This is a genomic window from Propionispora sp. 2/2-37, assembly GCF_001298735.1.
Classification (GTDB): domain Bacteria; phylum Bacillota; class Negativicutes; order Propionisporales; family Propionisporaceae; genus Propionispora.
This window is the reverse complement of the sequence record NZ_CYSP01000005.1, coordinates 47529-66418: the sequence shown is the minus strand read 5'-3', so window position 1 is coordinate 66418 and position 18890 is coordinate 47529. Positions and strand designations below refer to the sequence as shown.

Annotated in this window: 20 protein-coding genes and 1 other RNA gene; 2 read left to right on the top strand and 19 right to left on the bottom strand. The window is 46.4% G+C overall.

What is annotated here, in order from left to right:
- Positions 1–48: 48 nt before the first annotated feature.
- A non-coding RNA gene (ssrS, locus tag P22_RS19905) (6S RNA) lies at positions 49–221 on the top strand.
- A gap of 82 nt (positions 222–303) precedes the next feature.
- Positions 304–579, top strand: coding sequence for a hypothetical protein (locus tag P22_RS06445; RefSeq protein ID WP_054259413.1), 276 nt, complete (start codon positions 304–306; stop codon positions 577–579).
- Positions 580–700: 121 nt separating this feature from the next.
- On the opposite strand, the gene P22_RS06440 is transcribed toward P22_RS06445, so the two are convergent.
- The 19 genes from P22_RS06440 to dhaL all read right to left on the bottom strand — a co-directional run bounded on the left by P22_RS06440 (position 701) and on the right by dhaL (position 18877).
- The gene (locus P22_RS06440) at positions 701–1282 is read right to left on the bottom strand and encodes an HD domain-containing protein (protein ID WP_054259412.1); all 582 of its coding nucleotides are present in this window, start codon (positions 1280–1282) and stop codon (positions 701–703) included.
- A 152-nt stretch (positions 1283–1434) separates the two neighbouring features.
- Positions 1435–2010, bottom strand: coding sequence for a potassium-transporting ATPase subunit KdpC (gene kdpC / locus P22_RS06435; RefSeq protein ID WP_054259411.1), 576 nt, complete (start codon positions 2008–2010; stop codon positions 1435–1437).
- A 5-nt stretch (positions 2011–2015) separates the two neighbouring features.
- Positions 2016–2330, bottom strand: coding sequence for a helix-turn-helix domain-containing protein (locus tag P22_RS06430; protein WP_054259410.1), 315 nt, complete (start codon positions 2328–2330; stop codon positions 2016–2018).
- 62 nt (positions 2331–2392) lie between these two features.
- Positions 2393–4438: a potassium-transporting ATPase subunit KdpB gene (gene kdpB, locus P22_RS06425; RefSeq protein ID WP_156318876.1), complete on the bottom strand. Its 2046-nt coding sequence runs from the start codon at positions 4436–4438 to the stop codon at positions 2393–2395.
- 15 nt (positions 4439–4453) lie between these two features.
- Positions 4454–6160, bottom strand: a complete 1707-nt coding sequence (kdpA, locus tag P22_RS06420; RefSeq protein ID WP_054259408.1) for a potassium-transporting ATPase subunit KdpA — start codon at positions 6158–6160, stop codon at positions 4454–4456.
- A gap of 1 nt (position 6161) precedes the next feature.
- Positions 6162–6248, bottom strand: a complete 87-nt coding sequence (kdpF, locus tag P22_RS21545) for a K(+)-transporting ATPase subunit F (RefSeq protein ID WP_069972771.1) — start codon at positions 6246–6248, stop codon at positions 6162–6164.
- Positions 6249–6462: 214 nt separating this feature from the next.
- Positions 6463–7152 carry a response regulator gene (locus tag P22_RS06415; RefSeq protein ID WP_054259407.1) on the bottom strand — a complete coding sequence of 230 codons (690 nt, stop codon included), beginning with the start codon at positions 7150–7152 and terminating at the stop codon, positions 6463–6465.
- Positions 7115–9880 carry a sensor histidine kinase gene (locus tag P22_RS06410; protein WP_235814568.1) on the bottom strand — a complete coding sequence of 922 codons (2766 nt, stop codon included), beginning with the start codon at positions 9878–9880 and terminating at the stop codon, positions 7115–7117. The genes P22_RS06415 and P22_RS06410 overlap by 38 nt, the downstream gene beginning before the upstream one ends.
- Positions 9881–10237: 357 nt before the next feature.
- The gene (locus P22_RS06405; RefSeq protein ID WP_054259405.1) at positions 10238–11377 is read right to left on the bottom strand and encodes an aldo/keto reductase; all 1140 of its coding nucleotides are present in this window, start codon (positions 11375–11377) and stop codon (positions 10238–10240) included.
- 31 nt (positions 11378–11408) lie between these two features.
- Positions 11409–11792 (bottom strand): MerR family transcriptional regulator, encoded by a 384-nt coding sequence (locus tag P22_RS06400; RefSeq protein WP_054259404.1) that lies wholly within the window; start codon positions 11790–11792, stop codon positions 11409–11411.
- A 71-nt stretch (positions 11793–11863) separates the two neighbouring features.
- Complete coding sequence (larE, locus tag P22_RS06395) at positions 11864–12670, bottom strand: ATP-dependent sacrificial sulfur transferase LarE (RefSeq protein WP_054259403.1); 807 nt, start codon at positions 12668–12670, stop codon at positions 11864–11866.
- 663 nt (positions 12671–13333) lie between these two features.
- The gene (gene hxlB / locus P22_RS06390) at positions 13334–13897 is read right to left on the bottom strand and encodes a 6-phospho-3-hexuloisomerase (RefSeq protein ID WP_054259402.1); all 564 of its coding nucleotides are present in this window, start codon (positions 13895–13897) and stop codon (positions 13334–13336) included.
- A 14-nt stretch (positions 13898–13911) separates the two neighbouring features.
- Complete coding sequence (gene hxlA, locus P22_RS06385; protein WP_054259401.1) at positions 13912–14547, bottom strand: 3-hexulose-6-phosphate synthase; 636 nt, start codon at positions 14545–14547, stop codon at positions 13912–13914.
- A gap of 120 nt (positions 14548–14667) precedes the next feature.
- A complete protein-coding gene (locus P22_RS06380) occupies positions 14668–15492 on the bottom strand; it encodes a PTS system mannose/fructose/sorbose family transporter subunit IID (RefSeq protein WP_054259400.1) in 825 nt (274 codons plus the stop codon).
- Positions 15493–16236 carry a PTS mannose/fructose/sorbose/N-acetylgalactosamine transporter subunit IIC gene (locus tag P22_RS06375; RefSeq protein ID WP_216598039.1) on the bottom strand — a complete coding sequence of 248 codons (744 nt, stop codon included), beginning with the start codon at positions 16234–16236 and terminating at the stop codon, positions 15493–15495.
- A gap of 2 nt (positions 16237–16238) precedes the next feature.
- Positions 16239–16733 carry a PTS sugar transporter subunit IIB gene (locus P22_RS06370; protein ID WP_054259399.1) on the bottom strand — a complete coding sequence of 165 codons (495 nt, stop codon included), beginning with the start codon at positions 16731–16733 and terminating at the stop codon, positions 16239–16241.
- Positions 16726–17151: a PTS sugar transporter subunit IIA gene (locus P22_RS06365; RefSeq protein ID WP_054259398.1), complete on the bottom strand. Its 426-nt coding sequence runs from the start codon at positions 17149–17151 to the stop codon at positions 16726–16728. Before P22_RS06365 ends, P22_RS06370 begins: the two co-directional genes overlap by 8 nt.
- Positions 17152–17221: 70 nt before the next feature.
- Entirely contained in the window at positions 17222–18220 is a 999-nt protein-coding gene (locus P22_RS06360) for a dihydroxyacetone kinase subunit DhaK (RefSeq protein ID WP_054259397.1), read from the bottom strand.
- Between the two features lie 15 nt (positions 18221–18235).
- Positions 18236–18877 carry a dihydroxyacetone kinase subunit DhaL gene (dhaL, locus tag P22_RS06355; RefSeq protein WP_054259396.1) on the bottom strand — a complete coding sequence of 214 codons (642 nt, stop codon included), beginning with the start codon at positions 18875–18877 and terminating at the stop codon, positions 18236–18238.
- Positions 18878–18890 lie beyond the last annotated feature (13 nt).

Sequence of the window (18890 nt, the reverse complement as noted above, 5' to 3'; positions counted from 1 at the left end):
GCTTTGCATCGTGATTTATCTTATGATATTATATCTACACTGTAAGTGACCAGCCTGAAATGCACGTAAATTTCACTATGTCCGACCTACATGTATATTAGGGATTCTGATGGTACGCAGCTGTCGGGCCGCCTTTGAGCGGATGGCAAAAACGCACCTTATGAAACCCACCTGCGAGGAGCGGGTTCGGACATAGTAAGTGCCGGCATTTCGGGCTTATATTTTTGAACGGCTTGCCTGCGGTAAGTCGTTTTTCCCTGCCAAATTACATAATAAAAATGAATATGAACCAAGGAGATCGGTATGCACACGGCAATACACAGAGATGAGTTTCTAACATTGACAGAAAATATTCCCCGCGACTCCGGTGTTTCTATAACCGCCGGCAATGGAATTTTGCTGATAACCAGCTTCACGCACCGAACCAGTTATCGTTTACCGGCCTATGTGTTAAAAGAAGGTCAGGTTTTCCTCAATGCCGAAGACTGGCAGGGCATTTTACAGGCTATGAGCCGGGAACCCGGTCCGATGATCGATATCAAAATCAGTGCACTGCAGGAAAGCAATGAAACAGAATGAACACCATTACATCTTGCTATAAAACCACCTACAACGATTATCTTGTCGTCATAGGTGGTTTTATTCGTTCAAAACTGCGAAACTCCCCTCTAAACTTCTGCGAGCAACATAGTTTAGCGGCCTATGCCACTATACCACGCAGACCAATTTCATCAGCCACTTTTTGCATGCCCCGGATAGTTTCTGCAATCACGTCATCCAGACTCATTCCCAGCATAGCGGCTCCATCCTCAATGACACTGCGGTTAACACCGGCGGCAAAGCTGCTTTGTTTCCATTTCTTCTTTACCGATTTGACCGACAAATCCAATATGCTTTTACTTGGCCGAAGCAGAGCAGTCGCAGCAATCAGCCCGGTAAGTTCATCAACCGTATACAAAACCTTTTCTAAATTGGTTATTGGTTCTACATCGTTAACCAGTTTGTACCCATGGCTTTCGATTGCCCGGATATATTCTTCCGGCCAATTTTCCGCCGCCAAAATAGAACGGGTTTTAAAACAATGCTGCTCTGGATACATCTCGAAATCAATATCATGTAACAAACCAATAAGACCCCACTTATCCTGCTCTTCATGATATAATGCGGCAAAATGGCGCATGACAGCCTCAACTGTTAACGCATGCTTCAGCAAACTTTCACTTTTGACATACTTCCTCAGAAGAGCCAGAGCCGCCTCTCTGTCATATTGTTTATTCTCCATTCCTTTGCCTTCTTTCTAAGCAGTTCGCAATGCATGATACCGTCCTGCTTATATTGTTTTATTTAGTTTTTTATTTTAGTAGTTTTCAGCGGATGTGTCAATAAACAGCAGCTTTCCTGCAAAATAAGTATTAACATTGTTTTAGGGCGGTATTATGGCAACGCATCCAGAGCCAGATTCAGTTTCAGCACATTGACGCGTGGTTCACCGAAAATTCCCCATTGCCGGCCTTCCACGTGGCGGCCCACCAAGTGCCGGATTTCATTAACGGCTAATCCACGCTCCCTGGCAACCCGTTCCACCTGGACATAGGCGGCTGCAGGCGAAATATGTGGATCTAAGCCGCTCCCCGACGATAGGGCCAAATCTGACGGCACAGCAGCAGCTTCAGGCAAGCCATTTTCTTCACGCACTTTTTTTATATTGCCGGACACAGTATCCATCAATTTCCGGTTAGTCGGCCCCAGATTCGATCCTGATGAACCGGCGGCATCATAGCCATCCTGGCCGGCTGCCGAAGGCCGGCCGTGAAAATAACCGGGGCTGGTAAAGCTCTGGCCAATTAATTTAGAACCTACCGGCACTCCGTCCCGGATGATAATCGACCCATTCGCCTGACCGGGAAATACCATTTGCGTTAAGCCGGTCATCGTCAGCGGATAGATAAAACCGGTTATAACGGTCAGTGTGGCAATCATCGCCGCCGCACTGGCAATTTGTCGGAGCATATTGTTCAACATCCCTTCTGTTTCATTTTGAAACCGTTGTCTGTTATCCGGCCAATCATTCTGATTCGATTTCCACCCATATTACGTACCACTAGTATTTCACAACGCTCATCATCATAGAGAAGACTGTAGCCATTCATAATTTCCTGGGTGGTAACGCACAAATATTTTGCCATTTTCTCTATAATTTTCGCCCCAGGACGCCATATATTGCCTTCATAGTTCTCAACAGCCTGCAGGGAAATCCCGACGGCTTCAGCCAATTGTTCAGGCGTCATCCCCCGCGCGTCCCGCAACATCCGAATGGTATCGCCAATCATAGTTATCTCCCCACTTCTCCCGGCATGGTTTTCCCCATACTGCTTTTTTCCGAAGCAAAATCTTACACCAGCCCTAGAGCCACAATCACAAGATCAATCAATTTAATCCCGACAAATGGGGCAACAATTCCCCCCACTCCATAAATCAGGATGTTACGCCTGAGCAGTACGGCGGCTCCTACCGGCCGGTACTGTACTCCCTGTAAGGCCAACGGCACCAGCGCAATAATAATCAGAGCGTTAAAGATGACGGCACTCAAAATAGCGCTTTCCGGTGTGGCCAGACCCATAATGTTAAATACGTTCAACACCGGGAAGGCCCCGGCAAACATGGCCGGGATGATGGCAAAGTATTTGGCTACATCGTTGGCTACACTAAAGGTAGTCAGCGAACCGCGGGTAATTAAGAGCTGTTTGCCGATTTCCACCACTTCGATCAGCTTGGTCGGATTGCTGTCCAGATCGACCATATTGCCCGCCTCTTTGGCAGCCTGGGTGCCGCTGTTCATGGCCACGCCCACATCCGCCTGTGCCAGTGCCGGCGCATCATTGGTTCCATCACCGGTCATGGCGACCAGCATCCCTTTTTCCTGATAATCGCGAATTAAACGCAGCTTGTCTTCCGGTGTGGCCTCAGCCAGAAAATCGTCTACTCCAGCTTCAGCAGCAATGGCCGCCGCCGTTAACGGATTGTCACCGGTAATCATAACCGTTTTAATCCCCATCTGTCTGAGATCCCGGAACCGTTCCTTAATGCCGCCCTTTACGATATCTTTCAGCTGGATGGTGCCAAGCACCCGCTCCCCTTCCGCCACCACGAGCGGTGTGCCCCCGCTTTTAGCGATCGTCTGACAAACCTTATCCACCGAATCCGGGAATACCCCTCCCCGGCTTTGCGTGTACTTTTTAATAGCATCCACGGCACCCTTACGGATTTCCTGCCCCCTGACACTCCTTCCTTTAATATTGATCCCACTCATACGAGTCTGTGCCGTAAACGGGACAAATTCGGCTTCCAGCGAAGCTAAATTCCGTTCGCGTAAGTTATATTTTTCTTTGGCTAAAACGACAATGCTGCGGCCTTCTGGCGTCTCATCCGCCAGGGAAGAAAGTTGTGCCGCATCGGCCAGTTGTTCCGGGCTGACGCCGGGAGCCGGAATGAATTCGGTCGCCATCCGGTTCCCCAGGGTAATGGTACCGGTTTTATCCAGCAGCAGCGCATCTACGTCACCGGCAGCTTCCACTGCCCGGCCGGACATGGCCAGCACATTCTTTTTTAGCAGCCGGTCCATGCCGGCGATACCGATGGCGCTTAACAGTCCGCCAATGGTCGTTGGAATCAGACAAACCAATAGGGCAATCAAAACGGCCACCGGTAACTCAATCCCGGAATACACAGCATAGGGTGCCAGCGTAGCCACCGCAACTAAAAAGATGATGGTCAGGCCAACCAATAGAATGGTCAAGGCAATTTCGTTTGGCGTCTTTTGACGTTTAGCCCCTTCCACCAGCGATATCATCTTATCCAGAAAGGTCTCCCCGGGATTGGCGGTAATGCGAATTTTAATCCAGTCGGACAATACCCGTGTACCGCCGGTGACCGAGGACTTATCCCCGCCAGCTTCCCGGATGACCGGCGCCGACTCGCCGGTGACGGCACTCTCATCCACCGATGCCATGCCTTCGGTGATTTCGCCGTCGCCGGGAATCAAATCCCCGGCTTCAACCAGAACGATATCCCCCTTGCGCAAGGCAGTGGCATCCACTAGTGCCGTCTCCGTACCGGAGACCTTTTTGGCCTTGGTTTGACTGCGTGTGCTGCGCAGTGCATTCGCCTGAGCCTTTCCCCGTCCTTCGGCCACCGCTTCCGCGAAGTTAGCAAACAGTACGGTAAACCATAACCATAGGGTGATCTGCAAAGTAAAAAATGTCGGCTGCGCCCCGCCCAGCACAAGATCACGTATCGTAAACACGGTTGTCAATATGGCCCCGATGTATACGATAAACATGACCGGATTACGCCACTGGGTTCGTGGATTCAGTTTCCGGAAGGAATCGCGCACGGCCGCTTTCCATATGTCTTTATTAAAACTGCTTCGAGTATTCATGCCCATTCGCTCCTTTTAAAACATAGTTCCCTGCAGCATCAGCAGATGCTCGACAACAGGTCCCAAAGTTAATACCGGCAGAAAAGTCAACGCACCGACAATGATAATAACACCGGCCAACAGCAAAACAAACAGCCAGCCGGTGGTAGGAAATGTGCCCGGGCCGGGAGGGGAAACTTTCTTTTCCGCCATACTGCCGGCAATAGCCAGCGCCGGAATGATCACACCAAACCGGCCAAACAGCATAGCCGCTGCCAGCAGCAAATTATAGAAGGGACTGTTGGCACTCAGACCGGCAAAGGCACTGCCGTTGTTGCCGGCAGCCGAGGCAAACGCATATACAATCTCGCTCAGACCATGCGGTCCGGGATTGAGAATAGCGGAGGTTCCCGGTCCGGTAACTACGGCAATTGCGCTGCCGATCAGAATGGTAACCGCAGGAATTAAGATTCCAAGGGTAGCCATCTTCGTCTCTTGCGCTTCTATTTTCTTTCCCAGATATTCCGGCGTCCGGCCCACCATCAAACCAACAATAAACACGGTCAGTACAACAAATAACAGGATGCCGTAAAAGCCGGCGCCAACACCGCCGAAAATCACTTCGCCCAGTTTCATCTGCAATAACGGAAAGAAGCCGCCTAACGGCGTAAAGCTGTCATGCATAGCGTTGACCGCACCGCAGGAAGCTGCTGTCGTTACTGTGGCAAACAGGGCCGAACCGGCAATGCCAAAGCGGACTTCTTTGCCTTCCATGGAGGTAGGCTGGTCTATCCCCAACCCTGCCAGGATCGGGTTACCATTCATCTCACTTAGATACGTTCCTGCCAACATGAGGCAGAACAACAGCATCATGGTTGCCAGTATGGCATATCCCTGCCGCCGCTCGCGGGCCATATGCCCGAAGGCAAACACCAGTCCTGCAGGAATGAGAAAGATGCTTATCACTTGCAGAAAGTTGGTTAACGGTGTGGGATTCTCAAAGGGGTGAGCCGAGTTGGCGTTAAAGAAGCCCCCGCCGTTGGTTCCCAGTATCTTGATGGCTTCCTGGGAAGCCGTCGGTCCCATGGCCAAAGTTTGTTCAGCACCTTCCAGCGTGTGTACCGTCAAATAGGGCGACAAATTTTGTATGGAACCTTGCTGAACCAGAATCAAGGTAAATACTATAGACAAAGGTAGCAAAATTCTAAACGTGCCACGCACCAGATCAACCCAAAAGTTGCCGATTGCTGCGGCTTTCTTGCGGGTAAGCCCCCGGATCAGCGCCACCGCCACAGCCATCCCCACGGCAGCTGAAGCGAAATTTTGAACGGTAAGAGCCGTCATCTGTGTGAAATAGCTCATGGTGGCTTCTCCGCCGTAGGCTTGCCAGTTGGTGTTGGTCATAAAACTGATTGCCGTATTGAAAGCCAGATGCCAGGGATACACTCCAGGCATGCCGGCCGGATTCCAAGCCAGTAGTCCCTGACTCATTTCAAGCAAAAAGACTGCGGCTGCCCCCGCCACATTGAACCAAACGAGAGCTGCAGCATACTGCCGCCAATTCATCTCCTGTTCGGGATTCACCCCCGTCAACCGGTAAATGAATCGTTCCAGCGGTTGGAATACAGGATCGAATATTGTCTTTTCCATGGTAAATACGTTCGCCATATATCTGCCTAACGGCCAGGCCAGGAGAAGCAATATCACCAGGTACAATGCATACATCATCAAATCGGTCATCATTCTAAAATTCCTCCGGTTTCAATAAAACATAAAGTAAATATACCAGCAACAAACCTGTAATCACGCCAGCCAACCAAAAGTCAGCCATATTTTTCTCCCCCTTGCCTTCTTGGATTACAAATTTATTGTACCCCTGACCGGAGTAAAGATGCTGCCAAAAACCTGCGGTAACCTGTAAAAAATCCGTAAAAACCGGATATACTTATCCTCAAAAAAACAAAACGGTCATGTCCGGGTTAAAATTGACATGGCTGTTTTATTATTCGCCTTCCATACATGTTAAGCTACGAAAACCGCTTTATTCAGCGGCCCATTAGCCGGTACCCAATTCCTGATTCCGTGATAATATAGCGGGGTTGTGCCGGATCTTCCTCTATCTTTCGCCGTAATTGACTGACATAGATACGGATATAGTGGCTGTCTTCATTGTAGGAACTGCCCCAGACCGCTTTTAACAGTTGCTTGTGCGTCAATACCCGTCCGGCATGCTGCATCATATACTTGATCAATTCATACTCGGTCGGCGTGAGCTTAATCTCCCGGTCATCCACAGCTACCTTCCGTTGTAACAAATCAATCGTTAAACCACCGCAATGCAGCACAGGCTCCGTTTCATTAACTACCGTCCGGCGCAGGCAGACCCGCATCCTGGCCATTAACTCTCCCATGCTGAAAGGTTTTGTAACATAGTCATCTGCCCCGGCGTCCAGCGCCTCAATTTTCTCCTGTTCCTGATCACGGGCCGTTAAAATAATCACCGGCATAGTCGACCACTCACGAATTTGACGAACAACCGTTTTTCCGTCCATATCCGGTAGTCCCAAATCCACAATAGCCAGATCGGGTTTACAGGCAGCAGCCTGCTGAATTCCCTCCTGTCCGCTGACTGCTCCGTATAAGTGATAGCCATAAGCCTGTAACGACACTTTTAGTAATTTTTGGATTTGCGGCTCGTCATCTATGATCAGAATACGCAGTCCCTGTTCCGTCATTGCTTTCACCTGCCTTTACTAAAGTCCGGCTATTCTCATCCGGTACCGGAACCGCAAACGAAATAATCGCTCCTCCGGCAGGAGCGTTTTGGGCCCAGATCCGTCCACCATGGGCCTCAATAATACTTTTACATATGGACAGGCCCAATCCCGTTCCGGCAATTTTTACCGTCTGGTGCTGAACCCGGTAAAATTTTTCAAAAATCTTCTTTATATCCTGCACCGGTATGCCGGGCCCGTTATCCTGCACCGACACGATGATTTCCCTGCCGTATGGCTCCGCAGCAATGATGATTTCACTGCCGGGCGGCGAATATTTAACTGCATTATCCAGCAGATTGACTAATACATGCTCTAATAATACGCAGTCGGCCCGTAAAAGCCCTAGTTTGGGTGATAAGCGGGTTTTCAGAAAATGTTTCTTTACCGTATCCCCCATCCGGCGGATAGAAACGCCAACAATGTCCTCAATGTCGCACCAGTCGGTCTTTAAATGAAGCATCCCGCTTTCCAGGCGGGCGGTGTCCAACAGATTGGCCACCACCCGTTCCATGCGGCTGGCGCTGTCCTGGACCGTCTCCAGCAGCTCACGCTGCAGCTCAGCACTATATTTCACGCCTGCATCGAGCAGGGTGGACACTGCTGCAACAATGGCCGCCAGAGGGGTCCTGAGTTCATGGGAAACGGAGTTGAATAAGGCAGTCCGCAACTGGTCTGATTCTTTCAGCAGGGCCGCCTGCCGGGCAACTTCGGATAGCTTTACCCGTTCCACGGCAACGGCTGCCAACCCAACCCAGGCATAGATAAGCTGACGTTCTTCCTGGGTTATTTTTTGCTGTCCCAGTTCAATGCCAAACACACCCACCGTACGTCCGTCGGCAAGCAACGGCACAAATAGATAATCGGCACCGGGAAGCGTCTCCGTTGACCGCCCTGCTACCTGTCCATTGACAAATGCCCAACTGGCCACCGCATATTCTGCCGCCGGCAGCTGGGCTCGACCAGCCTGTCCGTCCGGCAGGCCGGCAGTATATGTACCCGCTACGGCCAGTTTCCCATTCTCAGCCGGCAGCAGCATAACGACATTACGGTCAAAGGCCATACCGGTGTGGCTGACAAACTTCCAGGCAATCTGCTTTACATCAATAACAGCGGCAATCTGGCGGCTAAAATTATACAAAGTGCGCACACTGGTTTCCCGCTGACGTGTCAGCCTGACCTCTCTGCGCAACATTTCCGTCTGTCCGCCAATCACAAAGGAAATGATAAGAAAAATAATAAAACTCCAGAGATACCGGATGTCACTTACTGCAAAAGTCATTACCGGCGCTATGAATAAAAAATCAAAAGCCAGAATGCACACCATAGCGGTTATATAGGACGGCCACCGCCCCCACCAAAGGGCACTGAACAGCACCGGCAGCAAATACAACAAAGCGATATCAACTAACTCTAATTGCCGCCGTCCCAGCCAGCTCGCCGCCGTTACCGCCGCCGTCATCAGGCATCCTCCGGCAATAAACATCCAGGGCACCGCAGCCGAGGCAGGCAGAGCCGTACTGATAGGCGAGCGCACTTCCGCCTCTGCATTGCTTTGAATCACATATACATTGATGCCCTCACTGTGCCGGATTAATTTATCCACCAGCGAGCCATGCCAAAATTCCCGCCAGCGGCTATGGCGCGGTTTGCCGATAACAATGGCTGTTACATTTTCACCACGGGCAACCGTCAGCATTTCCTGAACAATATCGCTTCCGATAACGGTTACAATTTTACCCCCGAGTTCTTCCGCAAGCCGCAAATTCCGCCAAACTCTGTCCTTTTCCCTTTCCCCCATCGGAAACCGGCGCACCGGCGTATCCACATAAACGGCCAAGAAATCAGCACGCAGTCCGCTTGCCAGCCGGTGAGCCGCCCGGATGAGCTGTGCTGAAAACGGACTGGCACTGACACAGACCATGACCCGTCCGGCAGCCGGCCACGGTCCGTCGATCCGGTGTTCCCGCATATATTCCGCCATATCCTGATCAACCCGGCTGGCAGTAAACCGCAAGGCCAGTTCCCGCAAGGCATTGATATTACCCGGGCGGAAAAATTTTTTCAAGGCCTGTTCAGCCTGCCCGGGAACATATACCTTTCCGTCTTTTAACCGTTTAATTAGCTCTTCCGGCGGTATATCGATCAATTGGATATTGTCGGCCTGCTCTATAAATAAATCCGGTACGGTTTCCCGCACAAACACCCCAGTTATTTGCACAACTACATCATTCAGGCTTTCAATATGTTGAATATTGAGCGTAGTATACACATGAATACCGGCGTTTAAGAGTTCCTCCACATCCTGAAAGCGCCGTACATGGCGGGAACCGTTGATATTGGTATGAGCCAGTTCATCCACCAGCACCAGTTCCGGCTTTTTATTCATAATGGCGTCAATATCCATTTCGGGTAGTTGCCGGCCCCGGTATTCCAGCATTTTCGGGGCTATCCGGGGTAGACCGGCCACCATTTTTTCCGTTTCCGCCCGGCCGTGAGTCTCCACCCAGCCAATGACCACGCGGACACCTTCGGCCAGACGGTCATGAGCCGCTTCCAGCATGGTATATGTTTTCCCGACTCCGGCGGCCGCGCCTAGAAAAACAGTCAGTTTCCCCCGATTTTCTTTATGAATTTTTTGCAGCAGTTCTTCCGGATCCGGCCGTTTGTCGGCTTCTTGTACCATCATGTACACCCCCGTAAAGCGGATACCCTTTACCTTTTACTCCCTTATATTTTCCTTAACCGTATGTAATAAACATATATTTTCATTGTACTCCCATCAACTATAAAAACGCTATCAATAAACTTTGCGGATGTGTAAAAAAAATATAAAGATGCTAGATGGTCATAAATAAAACCTCCAAGCTCGGTGCTTCTATCTTACACCCTCCTGGAGGCTTGTACAATTTTGGGGATAGTTTCCTTTTAGTCTGCATAGTTGTTTAATTGCCAAAAAGGATAACAGCCTGTTTCATTTTATTACTAACAGCCACATCGAAGGGACAGTTTTTCATACAGTTCCCGCATTCGCTGCCCCCCGTAACTATCTGCGGAAAGAAGGTTCTGCTTCAAAAGTATCCGCTACATCCTTTAACCCCTTTGTAATCTCAATATGCTGCGGACAATGTCTTTCACACTGTTTACATTCGATACAATCGGACGCTTTCCCATGTGTTTTTGTATAGTTATTATAATATACCTTTTGTATCGAAAAGGCTGTTTTTATCGATTGCTTTTCCGTATTGTACAATGCAAAATACTTGGGAATGGCTATGTTTTTCGGACACTCCTCCACACAATACTGGCAGGCTGTACAGGGGATCGCAATGGCTTCATTAATAATCGTTACAGCTTTTTTTACAATACCATACTCTTCCTGTGTAAACGGCTTAAACTCCTGCATATATCCCATATTATCCAGTAACTGCTCCATGTCGGACATCCCGCTTAATACCATCATAATTCCATCAAGGCTGGCAGCATAACGGATAGCCCATGATGATACGGACATATCAGGATGGTATTCTTTAAATAATTGCCCTGCCTTTTCAGGCACGTTCGCAAGTGTACCACCTTTGACAGGCTCCATAACAATAATCGGCTTATTATGTTTTCTTGCTACTTCGTAGCATCTTCTTGACTGAATGCTTTCATTGTCCCAATCCAGATAGTTGATCTGTAACTGCACAAAATCCACTTCCGGATGTACTGTCAGGATTTCATTCAGTAAATCGGCATTGTCGTGATAAGAAAATCCAATCTGTCTAACCTTTCCTGCTTTTTTCTTTTCTTGAACAAAGGCAAAACTATCTAATCTTTGGGCTATCTCATAATGGGCTACACCAAGGTTATGAATCAGATAGTAATCGAAGTAATCCACACCACATTTATCTAGCTGTTCGTTAAAAATTCTTTCCTGATCTTCCCTTGCCTTTAAAAACATGGTTGGTAATTTTGTTGCTAAAGTAAAACTATCTCTTTTATGGCGCTTTACCAAAGCCTCTCTGATAGCAATCTCACTCTTGCCCGCATGATACATATAAGCGGTATCAAAATAAGTAAATCCTCTGTCCAAAAAAGCATCCACCATTTGATTTAGCGTATCCATATCAATACTTTCCGGATCATTTTGATTTTTTAGCGGTAAGCGCATAAATCCAAAGCCTAGTTTTTTCTTTTCCATACCTTAATGCCCCCTTTTTGCATTTTATCCACTAATCCGGCCTTTTTAAGGAATTTTCCTTTTTTACTACTGCCTGTTCATATCTTGCAATTTTGTAATCCAGACGCTCCAGCGTTCCTTTCATCTCTTCCATTCTTGTTATGAGCTGCTTACGCTGCTCGATCAAAAGTTCTTTTCTTACCCCCATGGTTTCATCACCCTGTTGAAACAGCGCCACATACTCAATCAATACTTCTATTGGAAGACCTGCATTTCGCATACATTTGATAAATTCAACCCACTTACAGTCTTCTTCCGTATAATCCCTGATTCCGCTTTTATTGCGGTTCACACGGGGAATCAGCCCGATACGTTCATAATAACGGAGTGTATCCTGCTGGATATTGAACTTTTCGCTTACTTCCGTAATCGTCATGGCTTCACCTCCCGATATCCAAGATATAATATCAGGAGTTACTCCTAACACATCTTAAAGCTAGACCGTTGCTATTTGTTGCCTATTGTCTCATTAAAGCTTCCAACCCTATACCCTTCTAAATCCAAAGTTACATACTTGAAGCCAAATTCTTTAAGCTTATCAGCTATTTCTTTAAGAAGCTCCTCATTAAATAATTTACTTTTATCCTTATTATCCACTTCAATTCTGGCTAAATTGTCATGGCATCGCACTCTAACCGCCCGGAATCCTCTGTCCATCATATATGTTTCCGCTTTTTCTATCTTGGCAAAATCTTCTTCCTTCAGTTCATTTCCATAGGGTATTCTCGTCAATAAACAGGCATAAGGCGGTTTATCCCAGGTACCAAGTCCTAGTCCCTTGGATAAACTTCTTATTTCCTGTTTCGTTAATTGACACTCGAATAAAGGACTTTTTATATCTAGCTCCTTCAACGCTTTTAATCCCGGCCTATAGTCACCTATATCATCAAAATTGGTACCATCAATCACATACTGATAGCCTTCTTTCTGCGCAATAGCTTTAATCTGGCTAAATACCGCCTTTTTGCAAAGATAACACCTGTTTTCAGGATTATTTCTAATTTCATCAATAATCGGTGCTTCCAGGATTTCAAACGCTACACCGAGTTCTGTTACTAATTCTTTTGCTTCTTCGACTTCCCATTTAGGAATATACGGAGATTGGATGGTCACGGCTTTAATGTTATCGCCTAAGGCTTCCTTACCCACTTTAAGTAAAAAGCTACTGTCTACTCCTCCGGAAAAAGCCAAGACAACCTTTTCCATTTTCTTTAAATAATTAATCAGGGTTATATATTTTTCATTATTTAACATTATCGTTAGCCTCTATTCTTTTATAAACATCTTTATAGACCCTAGTACCGGGTACCACCTAAGAGTATAGATTCGCTTGCTATCCTTTTACAATTTAATACTTCAATTTCTTCCGCAATCGTCATGGTTACCTCCTTGAAATTCAGTCTATCACTTGAAGTTAACTCCAAGTCAAGTATTTTTTAAGGAGTGCGTTAGGATACACTCTGTATAAAATCTATTCACTTTGAAAACAGCTACACAATTGGCAGACCTAAACCTTTATTGGTTTAAGTTTAACTACATCCTATTCTGCAAAATTTAACCATAAAAAAAACCGGTTGCAATGGTCTCTCCAACCACCGCACCGGCTGATTAATTATTCCAATTCGCACTTGCATATTTTTCATTCCGCCTGCCTGTAATCATTATTACCACAAGAAGGTTAGTTATACCCCTAAACATATGAACGCCAGCTTTCCTATAGGCGAATTCGTCCTTTATTTAAGCTATGTCGAACATTAAACCCATATCAAAGATAAATGCCCATAAAAAAATTAATACAGTTTAACCTGGAACTCATGTAAAATACACCAACTGTCTTCTAGGCTATGTTTTCTAATATTGAATTTTCGCTATCACCTAAGAAAACACGGCCTAGCTTCCAGTTAAATGCTAGACATCCTATTCAAGATTAGCGTGCCGGGAAAACATATCATCATCCGTTTGTCCCAAGGCTTTTTTTAAGTCAATAATCATACTGTCATAAATTAACCAGCTTAGTTGCTCAAACGAATTGCCTTTTGGCTGAATAGAAGCCGCCTTGCCGCTGGCTTCTCCTACTTTTGAAGTTACACCGGGAATTTTAATGCAGGCATCTGCCATTGATCCAATTCTATTATTAGGAAAAATAGTTAAAGTAGCTAATACAGCCCCTTGTTTTTTGGCTTTTTCGGCCATTGTAACTAAGCTTCCGGTTTCGCCTGAACCTGAACCTATAATTAATATATCCCCTTTTTGAATGGATGGAGTTGTCGGTTCACCTACGAAATATGACGTATATCCTAAATGCATTAGCCGGTTGGCAAAACCACGTGCTGCGTAGCCGGATCGCCCGGCCCCCGCAACAAAAATTCTGTCGGCTTTTTTTATTAACTCCTCGACAGCCACTATCGCTTCACCGTCAACTTGTTTTGCATCTTCAGCCAATTCGTTAATAATTGAAATTAAGTTATTACATATTACCATGGCTTAACTCCCTCCTATTTTGATCTTTCCATGGCCTCTTTAATTAACCTTGCTTCCAGCACCGGGTCCTTGGCATGAGTTATCCCGGTTCCCACAATGATAATATCCGGATTCAGCTCGACATACTGGTCAATTGTTTTACTGGTAATGCCCCCGGCTACCGCAATTTTTGCTTTTTTAGCATGTTCTTTCATAATTTTTAAATCATCAAGCGGAGTATGGCCTGCAGCTTGTTGGTCTGCACCGGTATGAACCGCCAGCACATGTACTCCCGCTTCTTCCATTTGCTTAACTTTGTTTGCCAAATCTTCTACACAGATCATGTCTACGACTACCTGTTTTTTGTGATCGTCTGCTGCTTTTAGGCACGCCTTAACCGTTAAGATATCGGTTACACCCAATACGGTTACATATTCTGCTCCTGCATCAAAGGCTAATTCAGATTCGTGATAGCCACCATCCATAATCTTTTCATCAGACAAAATTTCCTTATGTGGAAATTTATTTTTAAATCTGCGAACCGCATTCATTCCTTCCTCAATGACAAAGGGTGTCCCAATTTCAATAATATCTACATAGTCTATTACTTTTTCCGCAAAGTGTAACGCGTCCTCTAATTTTAGTTCATCTAAAGCTAATTGTAATTTCATTTAACGATCTCCTCATTTTTAATAGTTACTTATGCTGCCAATGGAAGGCCTATAGCTCCATTGACGAAGCGACTCCTATGCCGAAAAGCATTATAACTTATCCTCGATTAAGCTTCTTCACTATAAAATTCCTATAAAAGCACCTATCAGTGAAATCGCAATCATGACGATCATAATAAGCACCATGTTCTGACTTTTCTTACTCAGCCACCAATATAAGGCTAACACAGCCACCAACGGCAACAGGCCAGGTACAATCCCATTAAGAACATCCTGTAATACAAACGGTTTGTTCCCGCTGCCAAAACTCAGCTGTACCGGGGTGGACACCTTTACATAGGTGGACGACAACGCTCCCATCATAAATAAGCCTAAGGTACTGGCGCCTGTAATTAATTCTTTAATCCGTCCGGACTGTAATATTCCCCTAATGGAGGCATTACCGGCCCGGTAACCGTAGACAGATAAATTCAAACCTATCATAATCTGTATAATCGGTAGCAGCAGTAATACAAACGCACCGATCGGGCTGCCTGTTGCCGACAAGGTTGCGCCCAGGGCAAAGATAATCGGCTTTAAGGTGGCCCAGTCAATCGAATCTCCGATACCTGCCAACGGCCCCATTAGCCCGGTTTTCAACCCCGTAATGGCATCCTCTTCAATCGCTTCGTCCTGGGCTTTTTTCTCTTCCATGGCGATTGTAATCCCGTTTATGGCCGATCCAAACACGGCTTCCGTATTATAAAATACCAGATGCCGCTGTAATGCCGCCGACAGGTCTTCTTTCTTTGGATACAGTTTCTTTAATATAGGAATCAGGGAAAATGTTAAGCCCAAGGCTTGCAGCCGTTCATAGGAGATCGCCATTTCAGCTGTGATATAGTAAGTCAGCCAGCTCCTTTTTACGTCTTGTTCTGTTATTAAACCGGATTTTGCAGTCTCCATTTATAAAACCTCCCTCTTACTATAAGCGTTGATTAATAGCACGGCGCATAATCCGAAAATGGCTGCTCCGATAACCGGAATTCCACTAAACTGAATCATAAAGTAACCGATAAAAAACCAGGGCAACAGATTCTTTTTCCCAATAACGAACATGGTTAAGGCAAAGCCAAGGGCCGGCAGTAATCCGCCTGCTACGCTGAAGCCGTGAATCAGCCACTGGGGCACTCCTTGCATAAAGGAATCCACGGCGTTTGCGCCGTACAAGGTGGCGAAAAAGGGAATCGGGAAACGCATAAAGAAGCTCAAGATGGTGGGATATACGACGGCGCAAAGCTGAATCTGTTTGATATTCCCCTGCTGTGCGTATTTATCCGCCATATGAACAAATATGACGTTAACTGTTTTTCGCAATTGATCCACAAAAACACCCATTAAACCCACCGGGACGGCAATAGCGATGGCCAATTCCGGTGTGAGGCCGGACTTGACGGCAATGGGAATGGCGATCAACCCGGCCAGGCAGTCATCAGCCGGGAGGTTAGATCCTGCCGCTACCAGTCCAATATATAAAATTTGCACAGCCGCTCCGATGATAATGGCCTGGGTGACATCCCCCATAAGGAAGCCTATCGGCAGAGCAGCAAATAAAGGTTGCCTGATGGCGTGAGTAATTGCGTAACCAATGTCTGTTTTACAAATCCAATACCAGATACCGACAAATATGCTTACTCCCAACATGTCCATATTTACACCCCCACTTTTTTGATCGCTTTGTCTAAGGATAATTTTGGTTCTTCCGGAGTCACTTGGAAGGTCACTTCTGCGCCGGTGGCCTGTATTACAGATAAATTTTGTGCATCGTTAACATCGATGGATATCCCTTTGACTACCGATTGTTTTCCCCCGCCGCTTCCCAGTCCGCCGACCTGCACTTGCCTGAATTTTATGCCCATCTCTGCTACCGTTTTAGCGTCTTCGATATTTTTAAATAATACTAAAACATTTCCGGTTGAATAACTTCCCGCTTCGGCTTTTTTTACAAAATCCGCTTTCGACAACACCTCCACTGCGATTCCCGGAGGAGCTGCCATTACATAGATGTCAGCCATAAACTCATCCTTGGAAAGTTGGTCGTTTACAACCACAATTTTTTCCGCCGATATCGTATTGCTCCATTTGGTAACAACTTGTCCATGAATTAACCTAAAATCAATTCGCACCAATTTAATTCCGTTAATCATGTCCTCTCCTCACTTTCATCATTTCAGTAATATTCTTTACACTGTCTACACCGGCCGAAAGTATCCTTTCACTCAAATTCTCGTAGTTGCCTTTATATCTAATCATTTCGGCTTCAATAAGAATTGATAAGTTTAGTCCGCAAATCACTGTATATTCTTTTTCTGTAGCAAACCGGGCCGCCACATTAGAAGGAGTCCCTCCATAAAAATCGGTGAGAATAACAGTGTTCTCCGGTGCCCCGTTCAATTTCTCTTTAAGAGCCGCCGTGAGATCTATGGGGTCCATTCCTTCTACCAGGGAAAAGCAATACACGTCAGTCATTGCTCCTACGATCATTTCCGCACTCTTTTTAAGTTCTTCGCCAAACCTTCCATGAGTTATCAATATAATCCAAGGTCTGTTGTTTTGTTCATGCATAGCAAATTCTCCTCATTGACTTCACCAAGGTAAACCTGGTGCAGCAGATTTCCGGTAAGGCTCTTGTTAATCAATAGCTTTTTATGCCAACCGGTGAAGCCGGATAGTTTAATAACTCTTTTAGTTCTTCATCTACGCTCATGATGGTTAACGATGCACCATTCATATCCAGCGAAGTAACGTAGTCACCAATATATACCCGAAAAATATCATGTCCACTGCTTCTTAGCATTTGCTCAACCTTACTATAAAGAACATATAACTCCATTAACGGCGTACTGCCCAAACCGGAAACCATGACGGCTAATTCCTGTTTTGCACTAAACTCGAAGTCATCCAATAACGAAGCAGTCATCTCTTCCGCTATTTTATCTGCTGTTCCCAGCTTCTCTACTTTCATTCCAGCCTCACCATGATGGCCAACGCCAAATTCCATAGTGCCCGGTGAAATTTGAAAATTTGCTTTGCCGACAGCCGGAATAGTGCAGGGAGCCAGACCTACACAAATACTTCTCGTATGGTCCACAGCTTTTTGGGCAGACCGGATAACCTCATCCAGAGTCCCGCCAAGCGCCGCCCTTGCTCCTCCAATCTTCCACATAAAGAACCCTCCCGCAATGCCATGCCGTTTTTCTTTGGTCTCTTGAGAAGCTGAGGCAACATCGTCATTGGCCGTGACATACTTAACCGTAATACCGGCCTCTTTTGCCATTTGTACCGCCATCTTTACATTCATGTTATCTCCGGCATAGTTACCAAACAGGCAGGCTACACCGTTTCCGTTATCGGCTTCTACCATAGCATCATAGAAAGCCTGGGCCGGTGGAGAAGCAAATACTTCACCAATGGCTACCGCATCCAGCAAGTGATCTCCGAGATACCCTAAAAATGCCGGTTCATGGCCACTTCCTCCACCGGTTACCAGTCCTACCTTATTGGTAGCCGATAACTTATTCAATTTCACAACACGGTCATTTTTTGAGGACAAACTTACTTCTCGATGTACCTTAACAAAACCGGCCAACATATCGTCAACAATAAAATCCGGATTATTTACAAATCTTTGCATGGTAACACCTCCCCTTTATTCGTTCATTAAACCGGTGGCCGTTTTGGCAAGTGCTTTTAGAATAATGTAGCAGGAAGTTGCCCCGGCATCCTGATGGCCTAGTGTTCTTGTGCCCAGTCTGCTGCCTCTGCCTAATTTTGCCACCATATGTTTGGTAGCCTCCAACCCTTCACCTGCGGCAATAAGCATGCTGTTTAGGCATTCTTCAAAACTGCCATCGTTGTCTAACTCTCTTTTGTATGCGCTAACTGCCGGCTCTAACACATCAATCAAGGTCTTATCGCCAATTTTTGCTGCTGTTAATTCCGAAATATTACGATAGGCTGTATTCAGCATTTCGAACATTTTATGTTTGTCAATGCTTTCACTATGGTTAGCGGCAGCACTTAATCCTTTAAAAAAGCTCCCATATAACGGCCCCATCGATCCGCCAATCCTGCTGACCAAGATCGTACTAATGAGCATAAAACCGTCGCCCATGTTCATTGATTCTTTAAGCTCAGCTTCAGCCAGTGTAAAGCCTTTGCTCATATTGATGCCGTGATCGCCATCGCCAACAGCCCCGTCAATTTCACTAAGATAATTCCGGTTGGTTTTTATTGCATCAATCACAGCGTGAACCAGTGTTACTCCCGCCTGATTTGTAAATTCTGTCAAACAATTCACCCCC

What these genes read in the sequence shown, in the direction of transcription:
- larE (WP_054259403.1), bottom strand. Translation starts at nt 12,670, where the DNA reads ATGTTAAATAATGAAAAATATATAACCCTGATTAATTATTTAAAGAAA.
- P22_RS06440 (WP_054259412.1), bottom strand. Translation starts at nt 1,282, where the DNA reads ATGGAGAATAAACAATATGACAGAGAGGCGGCTCTGGCTCTTCTGAGG.
- P22_RS06370 (WP_054259399.1), bottom strand. Translation starts at nt 16,733, where the DNA reads ATGATTAACGGAATTAAATTGGTGCGAATTGATTTTAGGTTAATTCAT.
- P22_RS06375 (WP_216598039.1), bottom strand. Translation starts at nt 16,236, where the DNA reads ATGGACATGTTGGGAGTAAGCATATTTGTCGGTATCTGGTATTGGATT.
- P22_RS06445 (WP_054259413.1), top strand. Translation starts at nt 304, where the DNA reads ATGCACACGGCAATACACAGAGATGAGTTTCTAACATTGACAGAAAAT.
- P22_RS06405 (WP_054259405.1), bottom strand. Translation starts at nt 11,377, where the DNA reads ATGGAAAAGAAAAAACTAGGCTTTGGATTTATGCGCTTACCGCTAAAA.
- P22_RS06400 (WP_054259404.1), bottom strand. Translation starts at nt 11,792, where the DNA reads ATGACGATTACGGAAGTAAGCGAAAAGTTCAATATCCAGCAGGATACA.
- P22_RS06380 (WP_054259400.1), bottom strand. Translation starts at nt 15,492, where the DNA reads ATGGAGACTGCAAAATCCGGTTTAATAACAGAACAAGACGTAAAAAGG.
- kdpC (WP_054259411.1), bottom strand. Translation starts at nt 2,010, where the DNA reads ATGCTCCGACAAATTGCCAGTGCGGCGGCGATGATTGCCACACTGACC.
- kdpF (WP_069972771.1), bottom strand. Translation starts at nt 6,248, where the DNA reads ATGGCTGACTTTTGGTTGGCTGGCGTGATTACAGGTTTGTTGCTGGTA.
- hxlA (WP_054259401.1), bottom strand. Translation starts at nt 14,547, where the DNA reads ATGAAATTACAATTAGCTTTAGATGAACTAAAATTAGAGGACGCGTTA.
- kdpA (WP_054259408.1), bottom strand. Translation starts at nt 6,160, where the DNA reads ATGATGACCGATTTGATGATGTATGCATTGTACCTGGTGATATTGCTT.
- P22_RS06360 (WP_054259397.1), bottom strand. Translation starts at nt 18,220, where the DNA reads ATGCAAAGATTTGTAAATAATCCGGATTTTATTGTTGACGATATGTTG.
- hxlB (WP_054259402.1), bottom strand. Translation starts at nt 13,897, where the DNA reads ATGGTAATATGTAATAACTTAATTTCAATTATTAACGAATTGGCTGAA.
- kdpB (WP_156318876.1), bottom strand. Translation starts at nt 4,438, where the DNA reads ATGAATACTCGAAGCAGTTTTAATAAAGACATATGGAAAGCGGCCGTG.
- P22_RS06430 (WP_054259410.1), bottom strand. Translation starts at nt 2,330, where the DNA reads ATGATTGGCGATACCATTCGGATGTTGCGGGACGCGCGGGGGATGACG.
- P22_RS06410 (WP_235814568.1), bottom strand. Translation starts at nt 9,880, where the DNA reads ATGATGGTACAAGAAGCCGACAAACGGCCGGATCCGGAAGAACTGCTG.
- P22_RS06415 (WP_054259407.1), bottom strand. Translation starts at nt 7,152, where the DNA reads ATGACGGAACAGGGACTGCGTATTCTGATCATAGATGACGAGCCGCAA.
- P22_RS06365 (WP_054259398.1), bottom strand. Translation starts at nt 17,151, where the DNA reads ATGCATGAACAAAACAACAGACCTTGGATTATATTGATAACTCATGGA.